Annotated in this window: 14 protein-coding genes; 9 read left to right on the forward strand and 5 right to left on the reverse strand. The window is 60.0% G+C overall.

Annotated elements, in window-relative coordinates; genetic code table 11:
* Positions 1-137 precede the first annotated feature (137 nt).
* The 3 genes from carA to ACNAZS_RS25145 all read left to right on the forward strand — a co-directional run bounded on the left by carA (position 138) and on the right by ACNAZS_RS25145 (position 5496).
* Positions 138-1292, forward strand: coding sequence for a glutamine-hydrolyzing carbamoyl-phosphate synthase small subunit (carA, locus tag ACNAZS_RS25135; protein ID WP_415793292.1), 1155 nt, complete (start codon positions 138-140; stop codon positions 1290-1292).
* A 10-nt stretch (positions 1293-1302) separates the two neighbouring features.
* Complete coding sequence (gene carB, locus ACNAZS_RS25140) at positions 1303-4545, forward strand: carbamoyl-phosphate synthase large subunit (protein ID WP_415793293.1); 3243 nt, start codon at positions 1303-1305, stop codon at positions 4543-4545.
* A 192-nt stretch (positions 4546-4737) separates the two neighbouring features.
* Complete coding sequence (locus ACNAZS_RS25145; protein WP_415793294.1) at positions 4738-5496, forward strand: SDR family oxidoreductase; 759 nt, start codon at positions 4738-4740, stop codon at positions 5494-5496.
* Between the two features lie 15 nt (positions 5497-5511).
* Here ACNAZS_RS25145 and ACNAZS_RS25150 read toward each other — a convergent pair whose 3' ends face one another.
* Positions 5512-6990: an inorganic phosphate transporter gene (locus tag ACNAZS_RS25150; protein ID WP_415793295.1), complete on the reverse strand. Its 1479-nt coding sequence runs from the start codon at positions 6988-6990 to the stop codon at positions 5512-5514.
* Between the two features lie 121 nt (positions 6991-7111).
* On the opposite strand from ACNAZS_RS25150, the gene mog reads away from it, so the two are divergent.
* The 3 genes from mog to ACNAZS_RS25165 are packed head-to-tail and all read left to right on the forward strand — an operon-like array spanning position 7112 to position 9014.
* On the forward strand, positions 7112-7747 hold the full coding sequence (gene mog / locus ACNAZS_RS25155) for a molybdopterin adenylyltransferase (RefSeq protein ID WP_415793296.1): 636 nt from the start codon (positions 7112-7114) through the stop codon (positions 7745-7747).
* Positions 7748-7803: 56 nt separating this feature from the next.
* The gene (locus tag ACNAZS_RS25160) at positions 7804-8142 is read left to right on the forward strand and encodes a hypothetical protein (RefSeq protein ID WP_415793297.1); all 339 of its coding nucleotides are present in this window, start codon (positions 7804-7806) and stop codon (positions 8140-8142) included.
* Between the two features lie 44 nt (positions 8143-8186).
* The gene (locus ACNAZS_RS25165; protein WP_415793332.1) at positions 8187-9014 is read left to right on the forward strand and encodes a peptidoglycan DD-metalloendopeptidase family protein; all 828 of its coding nucleotides are present in this window, start codon (positions 8187-8189) and stop codon (positions 9012-9014) included.
* A 59-nt stretch (positions 9015-9073) separates the two neighbouring features.
* Here ACNAZS_RS25165 and infA read toward each other — a convergent pair whose 3' ends face one another.
* Entirely contained in the window at positions 9074-9340 is a 267-nt protein-coding gene (gene infA, locus ACNAZS_RS25170; protein ID WP_415793298.1) for a translation initiation factor IF-1, read from the reverse strand.
* 378 nt (positions 9341-9718) lie between these two features.
* A complete protein-coding gene (locus tag ACNAZS_RS25175; RefSeq protein WP_415793299.1) occupies positions 9719-10132 on the reverse strand; it encodes a GFA family protein in 414 nt (137 codons plus the stop codon).
* A gap of 191 nt (positions 10133-10323) precedes the next feature.
* On the opposite strand from ACNAZS_RS25175, the gene phnC reads away from it, so the two are divergent.
* From phnC to phnE, 3 genes are all read left to right on the forward strand, one after another.
* Positions 10324-11169 carry a phosphonate ABC transporter ATP-binding protein gene (gene phnC, locus ACNAZS_RS25180; protein WP_415793300.1) on the forward strand — a complete coding sequence of 282 codons (846 nt, stop codon included), beginning with the start codon at positions 10324-10326 and terminating at the stop codon, positions 11167-11169.
* Between the two features lie 34 nt (positions 11170-11203).
* Positions 11204-12187 carry a phosphonate ABC transporter substrate-binding protein gene (gene phnD, locus ACNAZS_RS25185; protein ID WP_415793301.1) on the forward strand — a complete coding sequence of 328 codons (984 nt, stop codon included), beginning with the start codon at positions 11204-11206 and terminating at the stop codon, positions 12185-12187.
* A 223-nt stretch (positions 12188-12410) separates the two neighbouring features.
* Entirely contained in the window at positions 12411-13166 is a 756-nt protein-coding gene (gene phnE / locus ACNAZS_RS25190) for a phosphonate ABC transporter, permease protein PhnE (protein ID WP_415793333.1), read from the forward strand.
* Positions 13167-13246: 80 nt separating this feature from the next.
* On the opposite strand, the gene phnN is transcribed toward phnE, so the two are convergent.
* Both phnN and ACNAZS_RS25200 read right to left on the reverse strand, forming a co-directional pair.
* Complete coding sequence (phnN, locus tag ACNAZS_RS25195; protein WP_415793334.1) at positions 13247-13828, reverse strand: phosphonate metabolism protein/1,5-bisphosphokinase (PRPP-forming) PhnN; 582 nt, start codon at positions 13826-13828, stop codon at positions 13247-13249.
* Positions 13829-13914: 86 nt separating this feature from the next.
* Positions 13915-14646, reverse strand: coding sequence for a DUF1045 domain-containing protein (locus tag ACNAZS_RS25200; RefSeq protein ID WP_415793302.1), 732 nt, complete (start codon positions 14644-14646; stop codon positions 13915-13917).
* Positions 14647-14648 lie beyond the last annotated feature (2 nt).

A 14648-nucleotide genomic window follows, 5' to 3' on the forward strand; every position in this document is an offset into this window, starting at 1 on the left:
AGGGCGTTTTTGCCTTGGGGCGGCCCGGCGTCAAAAAACACCGCATTCGACCTGAGTTGGCGCGGTTCTCGGGGGGGAATGGCCTTTCGAGGTATAATTCGAAGGTTTGATTATCGATTCTGAAACCGGGGTTTACTGTGCTGCCGCAACTTTTTCCCGAGGGCGCTGATCGCTTCCCTCCTGCAATTCTGGCTTTGGCGGACGGTACCATTTTCCGGGGCGTGTCTATAGGCGCGCCAGGACATACTGTCGCCGAGGTCGTGTTTAACACATCGATGACCGGCTATCAGGAAATCCTGACCGATCCCAGCTACAACGGCCAGATCGTCACGCTGACTTATCCGCACATCGGCAATACGGGCGTCAACGCCGAAGACGTCGAAACGTCGCGCATCCTGGCTTCGGGCCTGGTGGTGCGTGACTGCCCGTCGCGAGTGTCGAATTTTCGCGCGACCCATTCATTACCCGAATATCTCGCTGACCAAGGCGTGGTCGCGATCTCGGGCGTAGACACCCGCAAGCTCACCCGTATCTTGCGTGACAGTGGCGCCCAGGGCGCATGTATTTTGGTGGGCGACGACGCCGAGCGTGCCGTCGAATTGGCGCGTGGCTTTCCCGGCATGGTGGGACAGGACCTCGCCAAGGTCGTTTCCATCAAGTCCCCGCAAGACTGGACACAAGGTACTTGGCAACTGGGCGAGAGCTTTTCCTCGCCGGCCCAGGACCGTTTCCATGTCGTGGCGTACGATTTTGGCGTCAAGTACAACATTCTGCGCTTGCTGGCTGATCGTGGCTGCCGCATCACCCTGGTACCAGCTGAAACGTCGGCCGACGACGTGCTCAAGCTCAATCCTGATGGGGTGTTCCTGGCCAACGGCCCGGGCGACCCAGAGCCTTGCGACTATGCCATCGCCGCCACCAAGGTGTACCTGGAGCGCAAGCTCCCGACCTTCGGTATTTGCCTGGGTCACCAGATCATGGGGTTGGCCGTTGGCGCCAAGACGGTCAAGATGAAAACCGGCCACCATGGCGCGAACCATCCTGTGCAGGATCTCGAATCCAAGCGGGTCTTCATCACCAGCCAGAACCACGGGTTTGGCGTGGATGCGGCCACGTTGCCGGCCAATACGCGCACGACGCACGTGTCGCTGTTTGACGGCACCCTGCAGGGTTTCGAGCTGACCGACCGTCCCGCTTTCTGCTTCCAGGGCCATCCCGAGGCCAGCCCGGGCCCGCACGACATCATCGTGCTGTTCGACAAATTCATCAGCCTGATGGCCGGCCAAAAATAACTATCGCATTATGCCCAAGCGTACAGACCTAAAAAGCATTCTCATCATCGGTGCCGGCCCCATCATCATCGGGCAGGCATGCGAATTCGATTACTCCGGCGCCCAGGCGTGCAAGGCGCTCAAGGCCGAGGGCTACCGTACCATCCTGGTCAACAGTAACCCCGCCACCATCATGACCGATCCGGAAACGGCCGATGTGACCTACATCGAGCCCATTACCTGGCAGGCGGTGGAAAAAATCATCGAGCGCGAAAAGCCCGATGCGTTGTTGCCCACCATGGGCGGCCAGACCGCGCTGAATTGCGCGTTGGACCTCGCCCATCACGGCGTGCTGAAAAAGCACAACGTCGAGCTGATCGGCGCCAACGAGCACGCTATCGAAAAGGCGGAAGACCGCCAGAAATTCAAGCAAGCCATGACCGATATTGGCCTGGAGTCGGCCAAGTCGGGCGTTGCCCACAGCATGGACGAGGCCTGGGAAGTCCAGCGCCGTATCGCCGGCGACACCGGTACGTCGGGTTTTCCGGCCGTCATCCGCCCCAGCTTTACGATGGGCGGCTCGGGTGGCGGTATTGCCTACAACGCCGAAGAGTTCGAAACCATCTGCCGTCGCGGCCTCGAGGCATCGCCGACGAACGAACTGCTCATCGAGGAATCCCTCTTGGGCTGGAAAGAGTTCGAGATGGAGGTCGTGCGCGACAAGGCCGACAACTGCATCATCATTTGTTCGATCGAAAACCTGGATCCCATGGGAGTGCACACAGGTGACTCCATCACGGTGGCGCCTGCCCAGACGCTGACCGACAAGGAATATCAGATCATGCGCAACGCATCCATTGCGGTGCTGCGCGAAATCGGTGTGGACACCGGTGGCTCGAACGTGCAGTTCGCCGTCAACCCCAATGACGGTCGCATGATCGTTATCGAGATGAACCCGCGCGTGTCGCGTTCGTCGGCGCTGGCGTCCAAGGCCACCGGCTTTCCGATCGCCAAGGTCGCCGCGCGCTTGGCGGTGGGCTACACGCTGGACGAGTTGCGCAACGAAATCACCGGAGGTGAAACGCCGGCATCGTTCGAGCCCTCCATCGATTACGTGGTCACCAAGGTGCCGCGTTTTGCGTTCGAAAAATTCCCGCAAGCCGATTCCCGTTTGACGACGCAGATGAAGTCGGTGGGCGAAGTCATGGCGATCGGCCGCACCTTTAAAGAGTCTTTCCAAAAGGCGCTGCGTGGCCTTGAGGTCGGTGTCGATGGCCTGAACCAGAAAACGACCGATCGCGAGAAATTGCAGATCGAGTTGGGCGAGCCCGGTCCCGAACGTATTTGGTACGTGGGGGATGCGTTTGCGCAGGGATTCAGCCTGGACGAGGTTCATCAGCTCACGAGCATTGATCCCTGGTTCCTGTCCCAGATCAAGGAAATCGTCGATATCGAGCTGGCGCTCGAACAAAAGACGCTGGCCGATCTGGACTACGCAACGCTGTGGCAACTCAAGCGCATGGGGTTCTCGGATCGTCGCCTGGCATTTTTGCTGGATTCGTCGGAGTCCGAGATTCGCAAGCTGCGTCATCAGCTGAATGTGCGTCCGGTCTACAAGCGCGTGGACACTTGCGCGGCGGAGTTTTCCACTCACACCGCTTACATGTACTCCACGTACGAGGACGAGTGCGAGGCGCAGCCCACCGATCGCAAAAAAATCATCGTGCTGGGCGGTGGCCCGAACCGCATCGGACAAGGGATCGAGTTCGACTATTGCTGCGTGCATGCCGCGCTGGCGTTGCGTGAGGATGGTTATGAAACCATCATGGTCAACTGCAATCCCGAGACCGTCTCGACCGACTACGACACGTCTGATCGTTTGTATTTCGAGCCGTTGACGCTCGAAGACGTGCTGGAAATCGTCCACAAAGAAAATCCCGTGGGCATGATTGTGCAATACGGCGGTCAGACGCCGCTCAAGCTCGCGCGTGCGCTGGAGGCGAACGGGGTGCCCATCATTGGCACCAGCCCCGAGTCGATCGACATTGCCGAAGACCGCGAGCGTTTCCAAAAACTGCTGAACAAGCTGGGCTTGCGTCAGCCGCCCAATCGCACCGCGCGCACCGAAGGCGAGGCCCTGGCTCATGCCGCCGACATTGGTTATCCGTTGGTAGTGCGTCCCAGCTACGTGCTGGGCGGCCGCGCCATGGAAATCGTGCACGAGCAACAAGACCTCGAGCGCTACATGCGTGAGGCGGTCAAGGTCAGCAACGACTCGCCGGTGCTGCTGGACCGCTTCTTGAACGATGCCACCGAAGTCGACGTGGATTGCCTCGCCGATGGCGAGACCGTTTTCATCGGCGGTGTGATGGAACACATCGAACAGGCCGGCGTGCATTCGGGCGACTCGGCGTGCAGCCTGCCGCCGTATTCGTTGTCGGCCGAGGTCATTGCCGAAATCAAGCGCCAGACCTCGATGATGGCGCGTGCGCTGAACGTCAGTGGCCTGATGAACGTGCAGTTCGCGATTCAAGGCGGCGACGTCTACGTGCTGGAGGTCAACCCGCGTGCCTCGCGCACGGTGCCGTATGTCTCCAAGGCGACGGGCTTGCAGTTAGCCAAGATCGCTGCGCGTGCCATGGCGGGTCGCACGCTGGCGGATCAAGGGATCACGCACGAAGTGGTGCCGCCGTACTTCTCGGTGAAAGAGGCCGTGTTCCCGTTCGTGAAGTTCCCGGGCGTGGACACCATCCTCGGCCCTGAAATGAAGTCGACGGGCGAGGTCATGGGCGTGGGCATGAGTTTTGGCGAGGCTTTCGTCAAATCGCAGTTGGCTGCCAGCGTGCGTTTGCCCGAAGACGGCACCGTCTTTATCAGTGTGAAAGACCAGGATAAGTTCCGTGCCGTCGAGGTGGCGCGAGGTTTGCATAACCTGGGGTTCAAGCTGGTGGCAACACGCGGCACGGCCGCGCAGATTTCGGGCGCGGGCATCCCGGTGCAGACCGTGAACAAGGTCACCGAAGGCCGCCCGCACATTGTGGACATGGTCAAGAACGGCGAGATCTCCTTGGTGATCAACACCGTCGAAGAGCGTCGTAATGCGATTGCCGATTCGCGTACGATCCGTACCCAGTCTCTGGCCGGACGTGTGACGTTCTTTACTACCATCGCGGGCGCCCGCGCTGCTGTCGAAGGGATGCAATACCTGCGTCAGGGCCTGGGCCTGCAGGTGTATTCGTTGCAAGAGCTGCACGCCAGCTTGCCGAAACAGTAAGCACGCCACTGCGTCGGAAAAGTGAGCCTGGTGAACTGACCCTCAGACGAGAGATGGTCAGACGCCAGGGCCTGAAGGCCTGAGCTCGGTATTGCGCCGAACTCAGGCTTTTTTTCGCCTGAACACAGCAGGATCCAGGCGATATGATGATGGTTATCCCGGCCTCTCTGCCGGGTCACGATGTGAGGGGTCATGACGACGGTTTTTATTACGGGCGCTTCGAGTGGTCTGGGTCGGGCGTTGGCGTGGCGTTATGCGCGCGCGGGTGCCCGGCTGGGGCTCGTCGCGCGTCGCGGCGATGCCTTGCGCGAGCTGGCCGACGCGTTGCCCGGTGAACCTCTTTGTTATGCCCTGGATGTGCGTGACCGTGATGCCTTACATGCCGCCGCACGCGATTTTCTGGCGGCGAATCAGGGCAGGGTGGATGTGGTCATTGCCAGTGCGGGCATCAGTGTCGGCACGTTGACCGAGCATGCCGAGGATTTCGAGGTATTCAAGGCCATCGTCGACACTAATCTGCTGGCCACCGTGGCCACTTTCGAGCCGTTCATCCAACCCATGCGGCAAGCCGGCGCGGGTCGACTGGTCGGGATTGCGAGTGTTGCGGGTATGCGAGGATTACCGGGGGCGGGCGCCTATAGCTCTTCTAAAGCCGCAGTCATCAGCTACTGTGAAAGCTTGCGGCTGGAGCTCGCAAGTGCGGGTGTCAAGGTCGTCACCATTGCGCCGGGCTACATCAAAACGGCCATGACCGAGAAAAACCCGTATTCGATGCCATTCTTGATGGAGGCAGACGATTTTGCGGCGCGCGCCCAGGTGGCCATTGAGCGAGGCGTGTCTTATACCGTGATCCCGTGGCAAATGGGGATCGTCGCGCGCTTGATGCGGGGGTTGCCGAACTGGGTTTACGATCGCGCGGCGCACAATGCGCCACGCAAACCGCGTCGCTGAACCGCCTCTGATCGCCTAGCCGGCGATCATCACGCCAATCCAGAACAGCCCGGCCGCCAGTGTCATCGAAGCGGGCAGGGTCAGTACCCATGCCAGCAAGATCGTCCGGATGGTGCTGCTTTGCAGTCCGCTCTTGTTGGCAATCATGGTACCGGCCACGCCCGAGGACAAGACATGCGTGGTCGAGACTGGCAGGCTAAAGACATTAGCCATGCCAATGGCGGCGACGGCCGTCAGTTGTGCCGACATACCCTGAGCATAGGTCATGCCTTGTTTGCCGATTTTCTCGCCGACGGTTTGCACCACGCGTCGCCAGCCGACCATGGTACCGATACCGAGAGCCAGTGCGACGGCCACAATGACCCAGAATGGGGCGTATTCCGTGGTGGCGGTCAGGTCGGCCCGCAGTTGGCTCAGGTCTTTGCGATCGCTGTCCTCCAGGCCGTCTATCGCGGCGACTTTCTTGGCGGTATCGTCCAGGCACAGCAGATAGCGACGAACGCTGATCCGTTTGGCCGGCGACAGGTCCTGGTACCGCGTCACGCCCAGCAGGTCTTCTTGCAGGGCGTCAATGGTGGCGAGCGTGAGTTCGGGATGGCAGGTGAATTGCTTGGGTAGGTCACTGCTGTCGTGACGGTTCTTTGACAGCGCCAGGAAGTCATCCAGCGTGGCTTGGTGGCGTATGTAGAACGTGCGCAGGTGCGTGGCCGCATCGCGAGTACGGTCGATTTCATAGGTCGTGCTGTTTTCGTTGAGCACAAATTGCGCAGGCACAATGCCGATCAGAACCAGCATGATGAGGCCGATGCCTTTTTGGCCATCGTTCGAACCGTGGACAAAACTGACGCCCATGGCCGAGAGCACCAGCACCAGCCGATTCCAGAACGGCGGGTGCTTTTTGGCATTGATTTCGCGGCGTTGCTCCGGCGTTGTGTGCATCTTGGAGGCCGGCCACCAGCGTTTGAACAGCAGGAGCAGACAACCGGCCACCAGGCAGCCCGCAAGCGGCGACACGACGAGCGACAGGCCGATATCGATCGCTTTGTTCCAGTTGACGCCGTCGGCCAGTGGCAGATCGGTGAGCAAGGCGTTGGCTAGACCTACGCCCAGAATCGATCCGATCAGGGTGTGGGAGCTGGAGGCGGGAATCCCGAAGTACCAGGTGCCCAGATTCCACGTGATGGCGGCCGCCAGCATCGCAAAGACCATCGCGAGCCCACGGCCGGTATCGACGTTGATCAGGAGTTCGACGGGCAGCAAATGAACGATGGCATAGGCCACGCCTACACCGCCCAGCAATACGCCGAGGAAGTTAAATATCCCCGATAGCATCACTGCCAGGTGAGGCGGCATCGCCTTGGTGTAAATGACGGTGGCGACGGCATTTGCTGTGTCATGAAAGCCATTGATGAATTCGAAGGCCAGGACGAAGGTGAGTGCCAAGACCAAGCTGAGGCCGATCCAGAAGTCCAGACCTGAAAAGAGATGAAGCATGGGGGAGGGGAGAGTCGGTGAGCGCAGGTGCAATTATTACAGATTTATGACGACTCACGGATCAGGCAGCCAAGCGCTCTTGAATGCGATAGCATCGACGTTTTCCTCTGTGATCATTGTCATGTCATCCACTGTGTCGCCTCTCGCCCGCCGCCATCCCGACGATCTGATCGTGGGGCTGGTTTCCATTTCTGATCGCGCCTCGTCCGGGGCTTACCAGGATCAGGGGTTGCCCGCGCTACAGACGTGGCTGGGCAAGGCCCTGTCATCGTCCTGGCAGGCCGTCGAGCGTCTGGTTCCCGACGAGGCCGAGGCGATCTCTGCTGCCCTGATCGAATTGGTGGATGTCGCGGGGTGCGATTTGGTGCTGACGACAGGAGGGACCGGGCCGGCACGCCGCGATGTGACGCCCGAGGCCACGCTGGCGGTGGCCACCAAAGAGATGCCGGGCTTTGGCGAACAAATGCGTCAGGTCAGCTTGAAATTCGTAGCTACCGCGATTTTGTCGCGGCAAGTCGCTGTGATTCGCGAAACCGCCGATCGTGCCGCCCTGATTATCAATTTGCCCGGACAGCCCAAAGCGATCAGCGAAACCCTGGAGGGGCTGCGTGATGCGTCGGGCGCTGTGGTGGTGCAGGGTGTGTTTGCCGCCGTTCCTTATTGCATTGATTTGATCGGCGGTCCCTATGCGGAAACCCACGAGTCAGTGGTCAAGGCGTTCCGGCCGAAATCGGCGCTGCGCAAGCCGACCGCCTGAGGTGGGTTGCGCTATAGTCTTACGGGTTTTTTCCCATTTTTTTGGAAGTCTGTCTGATGAATGTAAAGTTTGCTGCGTTGTTGGCCTGCGTCGGCGTGCTGGCCGGTTGTGCCTCGGCCAAAGATATCCGCGAGCGTGAGCCGATATTTTTTGGTTCTACGACGCGTACTGCCGCGGAATATGTGCAGTGTGTCGACTCGGCCTGGAAAGGGCAGGGTACCGTGGCGCAGCGCCACGAGGTACATAACGGCTATGAGTTGGTCGTTGGGGGCACGATGGGTGTCGAGGCCGTCTTGACTGCCACGACGTGGAAAGGCAAAACCGATGCTCGCCTGACGAGTCGTATCGCACGCTATAGCACGGCGTTGTCCGAGGCGGCGAATCTGTGCCTGTAGATGTGATGCAACGTCGTTCGACACGGCAGCGGCTGGCGCGCCTGATGGGCCACGTGATGTTATGGGCAGCGGTTTGCGGTGCTACGGTGGCGCAGGCCCAGGGTTATATCAGCCGCACGCTTGATCACCCGGTACCGGGCGGCGTGGCGGTGGTGCCGCTAGGGGTGGCCGAGCAGGCCCCGCAAGCCCGCTTTAATGGCCACCGCGTCATGGTCATTCGCGATAGTGATCAGCAGTGGATCGCAGTGGTGGGGATCCCGCTGAGCACTAAGCCTGGTCGCCAGGCGTTGCAGGTACAGGGCGGAGAGACCGCCGGATTCGACGTTGGTACTAAAGAGTACAAGGCGCAGCATATCAAGCTGAAAAACAAGCGCCAGGTCTCTCCCAATCCCGATGACCTCAAGCGCATCGAGCGCGAGCTTGACGAACAAATTGCGGCGTATCGTACCTACCGAGCAGGCATTACACCCAGCAATGTGATGCTGGATCGCCCGGTAAATGGGCGCTTGTCCAGCCCCTTTGGCTTACGGCGTTTTTTCAATGGCGAGGAGCGCAATCCGCACTCTGGCCTGGATTTTGCCGTGCCCGCGGGCACGCCTATCAAAGCGCCAGCCGCCGGGCGCGTCGTTCTGGTAGGCAATTATTTTTTTAATGGCAACACCGTGTTCGTCGACCATGGGCAGGGCTTTATCAGCATGTTCTGCCACTTGTCGGCGATCGATGTGAAAGTAGGCGACGATGTTGAGCGTGGCGCAGTCGTCGGCAAAGTGGGCTCGACGGGTCGTGCGACCGGGCCGCACCTGCATTGGAACGTCAGCTTGAACGATGCGCGGGTAGACCCCGCGATTTTCATCGGGACAGCGACGCGCTGAGTCGTGCCAGGGCCGGGCGCTAAAGCGCCTGCGGGCCCGCGCTCAGCAGCACTGCGGCTTTAGCGGTGATTGCGGTACGGGGGGCGCGGCGTGCTCGGGGCGCGCTCGTCTTTGTGACGGAAATTGATGCGACCCTTGGTCAGGTCGTAGGGGGACATTTCCAGCGTGACACGATCACCCGCCAGAATGCGGATGCGGTGTTTGCGGATGCGGCCGGACGCGTAGGCGCCGACTTCGATGCCGTTGTCCAGGGTGACACGATAGCGGCTGTCAGGCAGCACTTCGTCCACAATGCCGTCGAGTTCGATCAGTTCTTCTTTCGCCATATATTGACTCTCCTTGGTCGATGCGCGCGCGCCGGTTTTTGTGGCTTACGCTCCGCCCGAAGGCGGTAAACGCGGGAGCCCAAGCGGGCTTGGGCCGCGGTGGAACATAAACACATGTTCCGGCAGGTTTGGGTACGAACCGGGCTCCCTGGTAGGGGCCGGGGCGGGTACTCACGCCACAGGGGCGAAATGCGCGCAAGGCGCGGCTTGGTCGCGATGTCGCACAACGTGCGCGGCACCGGAAGAAGCAGAAATAGTGTGTGCTGTACTTATAGTGCCATGCCTTGCACGGAGTTTATGCACAGAACAACGAAACATCATACCCCGATCCTGTTTATTTGAACAGGGTTTTCCCTTATTTGTTGTATTTATTGGACTTTAAAGCCCTGTGCCGACCGGACCTGCCTCGGGATACTGCGGTAAATCGTCCGTAATGTCGTACCAGGAGGCCTTGCTGGCCACATGAACGTGGCTTTCGGCCTTGATGCCCGGATCGTCGTCCAGCGCCCCCAATGGCAGGCCATAAATGTCAGGTATTTGGTCAAAACGTGACAGCAGAGGGGTGCCGCAAGCGCCACAAAAACCCCGGTAGCTGCCCGGTGACGAGCTGTACCAAGTGACGTCGTTTTCCCCGCGTGTCCAGGTGAAGTCTTTGGCTTGGACCGTGGCCCGGGTACGGAACGCCGCACCGTGCGCTTTGCGGCACATGAGGCAGTGGCAATGGACGGCCTGAGTGAGCGGCCCGGAGATTTCGTAGGCCACGCGACTACACAAGCAAGAACCTTTGAGCATGGTGCGCCCTAGCATTAGATGACAGCTCAAATATATACCGGGGCGCCGAGAGCGTCTCGCCGCAATATGACTATTTCATTGCAAGACGTCTTCCCCGACCGATTTCTTGATGTGACCTGACGTTTTCCAGTCATCACGCTGTCACTGCCGCTGCACAAAATGCCGGCATTGGTTCGATAAAGGGATTCGATATGAACGATGCGATTGAAGTTCGCGGCCTGAGCAAATCCTTCCGCGACGGCATCAAGGCCCTGGACAATGTCAGTTTGACGGTTGCCCCCGGTGAAATGGTGGCCTTGTTAGGCGCATCCGGGTCAGGCAAGTCGACGTTGCTGCGTCATCTGGCGGGCTTCGTGGCGGCTGATCGCGGTGACAGCTCGGTCATGGTCAATGGCCGTGAGGTACAGCGTAATGGCCGTATCAATGCGCAGGTGCGCAGTGTGCGCGCCGGTATTGGTTTTGTTTTTCAGCAATTTAATTTGGTGGGACGTTTGCCAGTGGTCACCAATGTATTGACCGGGATGTTGCCACGTGTGCCCTTGTGGCGCAGCCTGTTGCGCTATTTTCGCCAGGATGAAGTGCAAGTCGGGCTGGATGCTTTAGCCCAAGTTGGTATAGACGACTATGCCTTTCAGCGTGCCTCGACCCTGTCGGGCGGGCAGCAGCAGCGTGCGGCCATTGCTCGCACGCTTGTGCAAAACGCCGGCGTGATTTTGGCCGACGAGCCGATTGCCTCGTTGGACCCCGAGTCGTCGCGTCGGGTGATGGATACATTGGCGCAGATCAACCGCAGCCGGAAAGTGACCGTGCTGGTGTCGTTGCATCAGGTCGATGTGGCGCTGCGATATTGCGCGCGCGTGGTGGCGCTGCGTCAAGGCGCCGTGGTCTACGACGGCCCGTCTGCCGCCCTGACGGATGGCATGTTGCACAAGTTGTACGGCGCCGATGTCGCCGAATTGCTTCCCCAGGCAGGTGAGCCAGTCGTTGAGCTCCCCCCCACTTTGATTGAACCACGGCCGTTGGCCGCCGCAGCCTGAGCAGTACCCCCATTTCCTCACGGAGTTTTCACGCATGTTACGCAGAACTTTTCTTGCCTTGGCCGCGGTTGCCGCGATGTCGTCCGCTGCTTCGGCGCAGGACGCCAAGCCATTGAACATCGGTTTTATTTCTACCGAGTCTTCCACCAATTTGAAGGAGGCCTGGCAGCCCCTGATCGATGACCTGAGCAAGGAGTTGGGCGTACCCGTCAAGCCGTTCTTCGCGTCGGACTACGCGGGCATTATCGAAGGGATGCGCTTTGACAAAGTGCAGTTGGGCTGGTTCGGTAACAAATCGGCCATGGAAGCCGTCGATCGCGCGAAGGGCGAGGTTTTTGCCTCGGTCATCGACAAGGACGGCAATCCGGGCTACTGGTCCATCCTGCTGGTCAACAAAGACAGCAAGTTGCAGACGCTGGAAGATGTGCTGAAAAACGGCAAGGAACTGAGCTACGGCGCGGGTGACCCCAACTCGACCTCGGGCACCTTGGTGCCGGGTTATTTCCTGTGGGGCGCCAAGGGCATCCAACCCAAGACGTTCTTCAAGTCGGTGCGTGCCGCCAATCACGAAGCCAACCTGCTGTCGGTTATCAACAAGCAGGTGGATGTGGCGATCAACAACACCGAAATGTTGGCGCGTTACGAGCGCAACACCGGCAAGGACGCGACGGAGTCCGTGCGTATTCTGTGGAAGTCGCCGCTGATCCCCGCCGATCCTATGGTGATGCGCAGTGATTTGCCGGCCGAGACCAAAAAACGCATTAAAGAATTTTTTGTGAACTACGGCACGGGTCCGGATGCCGAGCGTCAGCTGAAAGTGCTGGCCAAGCTGACTTACAAAGGCTTTCGCGATTCGTCCAATGCCCAGTTGATTCCGATTCGTCAGATGGCGCTGGCCAAGGACAAGCTCAGCGTCGAGCGTGATACGACCCTGAGCGAAGCCGATAAAAAGGCCAAGCTGGCCGAAATGGATCGCCAACTGGCTGAGCTGGACAAGCTGGCGGCCAAGTCGGAATAACCATTTGACGTGCGTCGGCTTGTGTTCGCGAGAAGCCGGTGCATGGCGCTACAGCGTAGGTGCGCTGTAGCGCCTTAGTGCTGCAGTGGTGCTGTAGTGGTGTTAAGCGGCTGTGTAGCGCCGCGGTTATTTTTGTCTTTTGCATGCTTTCCATGCACGGATTTTTTCACCGGACTCTTCGTTTATGAGCGCTGTTTTTTCCCCCGCCCGGCACCCTGTCGGGATGCGGTCCTCTTTGCCCCGGCTGATGATGTGGGCGGTGTTGTTGGCGCTGTTGATGCTGTCATGGCGCGGCGCAGACATGCGTCCGATGGATTTGGTGACTCAATCCGGCAATATGCTGACGTACGCGGCGGACTTTTTCCCGCCGAATTTCCGCGATTGGCGTATGTACCTGAGCGAGATGCTGATCACGGTACAGATTGCGCTGTGGGGCACTTTTCTGGCCATCGTGGTTGCGGTGCCCCTGGGCTTGCTGTGTTCGGCCAACATTGTTCCGGCCTGGGTGTATCAGCCGGTACGCCGCTTGATGGATGCCTGCCGCGCGATTAACGAAATGGTGTTCGCCATGTTGTTCATCGTTGCCGTGGGGCTGGGACCTTTCGCGGGTGTGTTGGCGTTGTGGGTGCATACGACCGGCGTCTTGGCCAAGCTGTTTTCCGAGGCGGTCGAGGCGATTGATCCCCGTCCTGTCGAAGGGGTAAGGGCCACTGGCGCGAATGCGGTCGAGGAAATTGTCTATGGCGTGATACCGCAAGTGTTGCCGCTGTGGACGTCGTTTGCGCTGTATCGCTTTGAGTCGAATGTCCGTTCCGCGTCGGTCGTGGGGATTGTCGGCGCGGGGGGGATCGGCACGGTGCTGTGGGAAATCATCCGCAGTTTTCAGTATGCCGAGACGTGTGCGGTGATGATCATCATCGTGATTTTCGTGGTGGTGATCGACCTGTTTTCCGCGCAGATTCGCAAGACACTGATCTAACGTGAGGCGGGCGCGCCGATCACGGCGAGCCATCAGAAATCCCGTTTGCCTGTGTAAACAGTAAACGGGATTTTTTGCTTTCAGGCAGACAAGCGATGGCGCGCCATGGCGAGCAACCGGTGGGCGGCATCTTCGGGCGCGGTGTTGTTGGGTAGTGACTGGATCACGCAGTCAGTGGGTACAGGGTAGCGTTGCACGGCCTGTTGCAGGCGGGCGCGGATCTGTTCGGCGGTTTCGCGGCCGCGCTGGGCAAGCCGTGCGGCCAGGACGTTCGGGTCGGCCGTGACCTCGATGGCCATCAGGTCAGGGTAGCGCGCATGGGCGCGGGCCAGGTGGGCGCGAGAGCCGTTGATGATGACGACGGCATTGCCCGCCAGCCAGGCATCGATTTCGACCCCGATGCCGTAATGCAAGCCGTGACTGTGCCAGTGCAGCGCAAAACACCCGAGATCGATGCGGCGTTGAAACTCCGCGTCAGTGAGGCATATCGACGCTTCGTCCGCGCCGCTGGGACGAGTGATGTAGCGATGGGCAATCAGCACGGGTTCGTCGGATTGCAACATCGCACGGAGGTGGCGCAGCAAGGTGTCTTTGCCGCTGCCGGACGGGCCCATCAAGTAAAGCAGGCGGCGTCCGGTATTTGTTGCACGCGTGACTGGCATTGCGGGCGTCGCCGACAGTGTCTGCGTCGCCGCGATGTTCGGGATGGATGGCGGTGTTTGATCGCAATGGGTGGCGTGAGGGCTATTCACGTGTGACTCTGCAGAAAGCGTGCACCCGCGCCATCGCGCGTGGTGCCATCGAATCCATAATGGCGGGCCACGACGAAATTGGCGCCGGGCTCGGGTTCGACATAAAGACTGATTGCGTTCACCGGCATCGATGCGGGCGGCAGACAGGCGTTGAGCGCATCAAGCCGGCTTTGTGCCGCACAGAGCTCCAGCGGATCTAGTTGTCCCGTCAACGTGATGTGAAACGTGAAGGTGTCAAACACGTACGGATACCCCCAGCGGTCGAGCATCTGGCGCTGGGCGGGACTGAGGCGTTCCGGTTGGCGGCGTGCCAACTCGGCCGGATCGGGTGGTGCGCGAAACGCGTCCAGATCGCTGACGGCGACCCCAGCCAGCCTGTTCATCTGAGACAGAGCGTCGGGATCTGTGATGCACCAAGCCAGAAATCCGCGCAGCGACTGGCACTGGAGCGGCACGGCAAACGGCTGCTGCTGCGTGGCCAGGGCACGCATGGCGTGATCCAGGGCGTCGGCGGTGGTGTCGTCGCGCAACCGAAAAGGGGGCTTCAGGGTGGCATGCAGACCATAGCGGCGAGGGGCCTGTGTCCAGGCGCGCTGACGGGGATCGACGTCGGTCGATGGGGGCATTGGGGCGCCGGTGTCTGCGCAGCGTCCCAACCACTGACTCCCGAGATCACGCCAGGGACCGACTGGCGCCAGATAGACGGCATAACGATGCGCTTGCGGCATAG

The sequence above is a fragment of the Bordetella tumulicola genome (assembly GCF_965138755.1).
In the GTDB taxonomy this organism is placed as follows: Bacteria; Pseudomonadota; Gammaproteobacteria; order Burkholderiales; family Burkholderiaceae_B; genus Bordetella_A; species Bordetella_A tumulicola.

What these genes read in the sequence shown, in the direction of transcription:
- carB (WP_415793293.1), top strand. Translation starts at nt 1,303, where the DNA reads ATGCCCAAGCGTACAGACCTAAAAAGCATTCTCATCATCGGTGCCGGC.
- ACNAZS_RS25145 (WP_415793294.1), top strand. Translation starts at nt 4,738, where the DNA reads ATGACGACGGTTTTTATTACGGGCGCTTCGAGTGGTCTGGGTCGGGCG.
- ACNAZS_RS25150 (WP_415793295.1), bottom strand. Translation starts at nt 6,990, where the DNA reads ATGCTTCATCTCTTTTCAGGTCTGGACTTCTGGATCGGCCTCAGCTTG.
- mog (WP_415793296.1), top strand. Translation starts at nt 7,112, where the DNA reads ATGTCATCCACTGTGTCGCCTCTCGCCCGCCGCCATCCCGACGATCTG.
- ACNAZS_RS25160 (WP_415793297.1), top strand. Translation starts at nt 7,804, where the DNA reads ATGAATGTAAAGTTTGCTGCGTTGTTGGCCTGCGTCGGCGTGCTGGCC.
- ACNAZS_RS25165 (WP_415793332.1), top strand. Translation starts at nt 8,187, where the DNA reads ATGGGCCACGTGATGTTATGGGCAGCGGTTTGCGGTGCTACGGTGGCG.
- infA (WP_415793298.1), bottom strand. Translation starts at nt 9,340, where the DNA reads ATGGCGAAAGAAGAACTGATCGAACTCGACGGCATTGTGGACGAAGTG.
- ACNAZS_RS25175 (WP_415793299.1), bottom strand. Translation starts at nt 10,132, where the DNA reads ATGCTCAAAGGTTCTTGCTTGTGTAGTCGCGTGGCCTACGAAATCTCC.
- phnC (WP_415793300.1), top strand. Translation starts at nt 10,324, where the DNA reads ATGAACGATGCGATTGAAGTTCGCGGCCTGAGCAAATCCTTCCGCGAC.
- phnD (WP_415793301.1), top strand. Translation starts at nt 11,204, where the DNA reads ATGTTACGCAGAACTTTTCTTGCCTTGGCCGCGGTTGCCGCGATGTCG.
- phnE (WP_415793333.1), top strand. Translation starts at nt 12,411, where the DNA reads ATGCGGTCCTCTTTGCCCCGGCTGATGATGTGGGCGGTGTTGTTGGCG.
- phnN (WP_415793334.1), bottom strand. Translation starts at nt 13,828, where the DNA reads ATGCCAGTCACGCGTGCAACAAATACCGGACGCCGCCTGCTTTACTTG.
- ACNAZS_RS25200 (WP_415793302.1), bottom strand. Translation starts at nt 14,646, where the DNA reads ATGCCGCAAGCGCATCGTTATGCCGTCTATCTGGCGCCAGTCGGTCCC.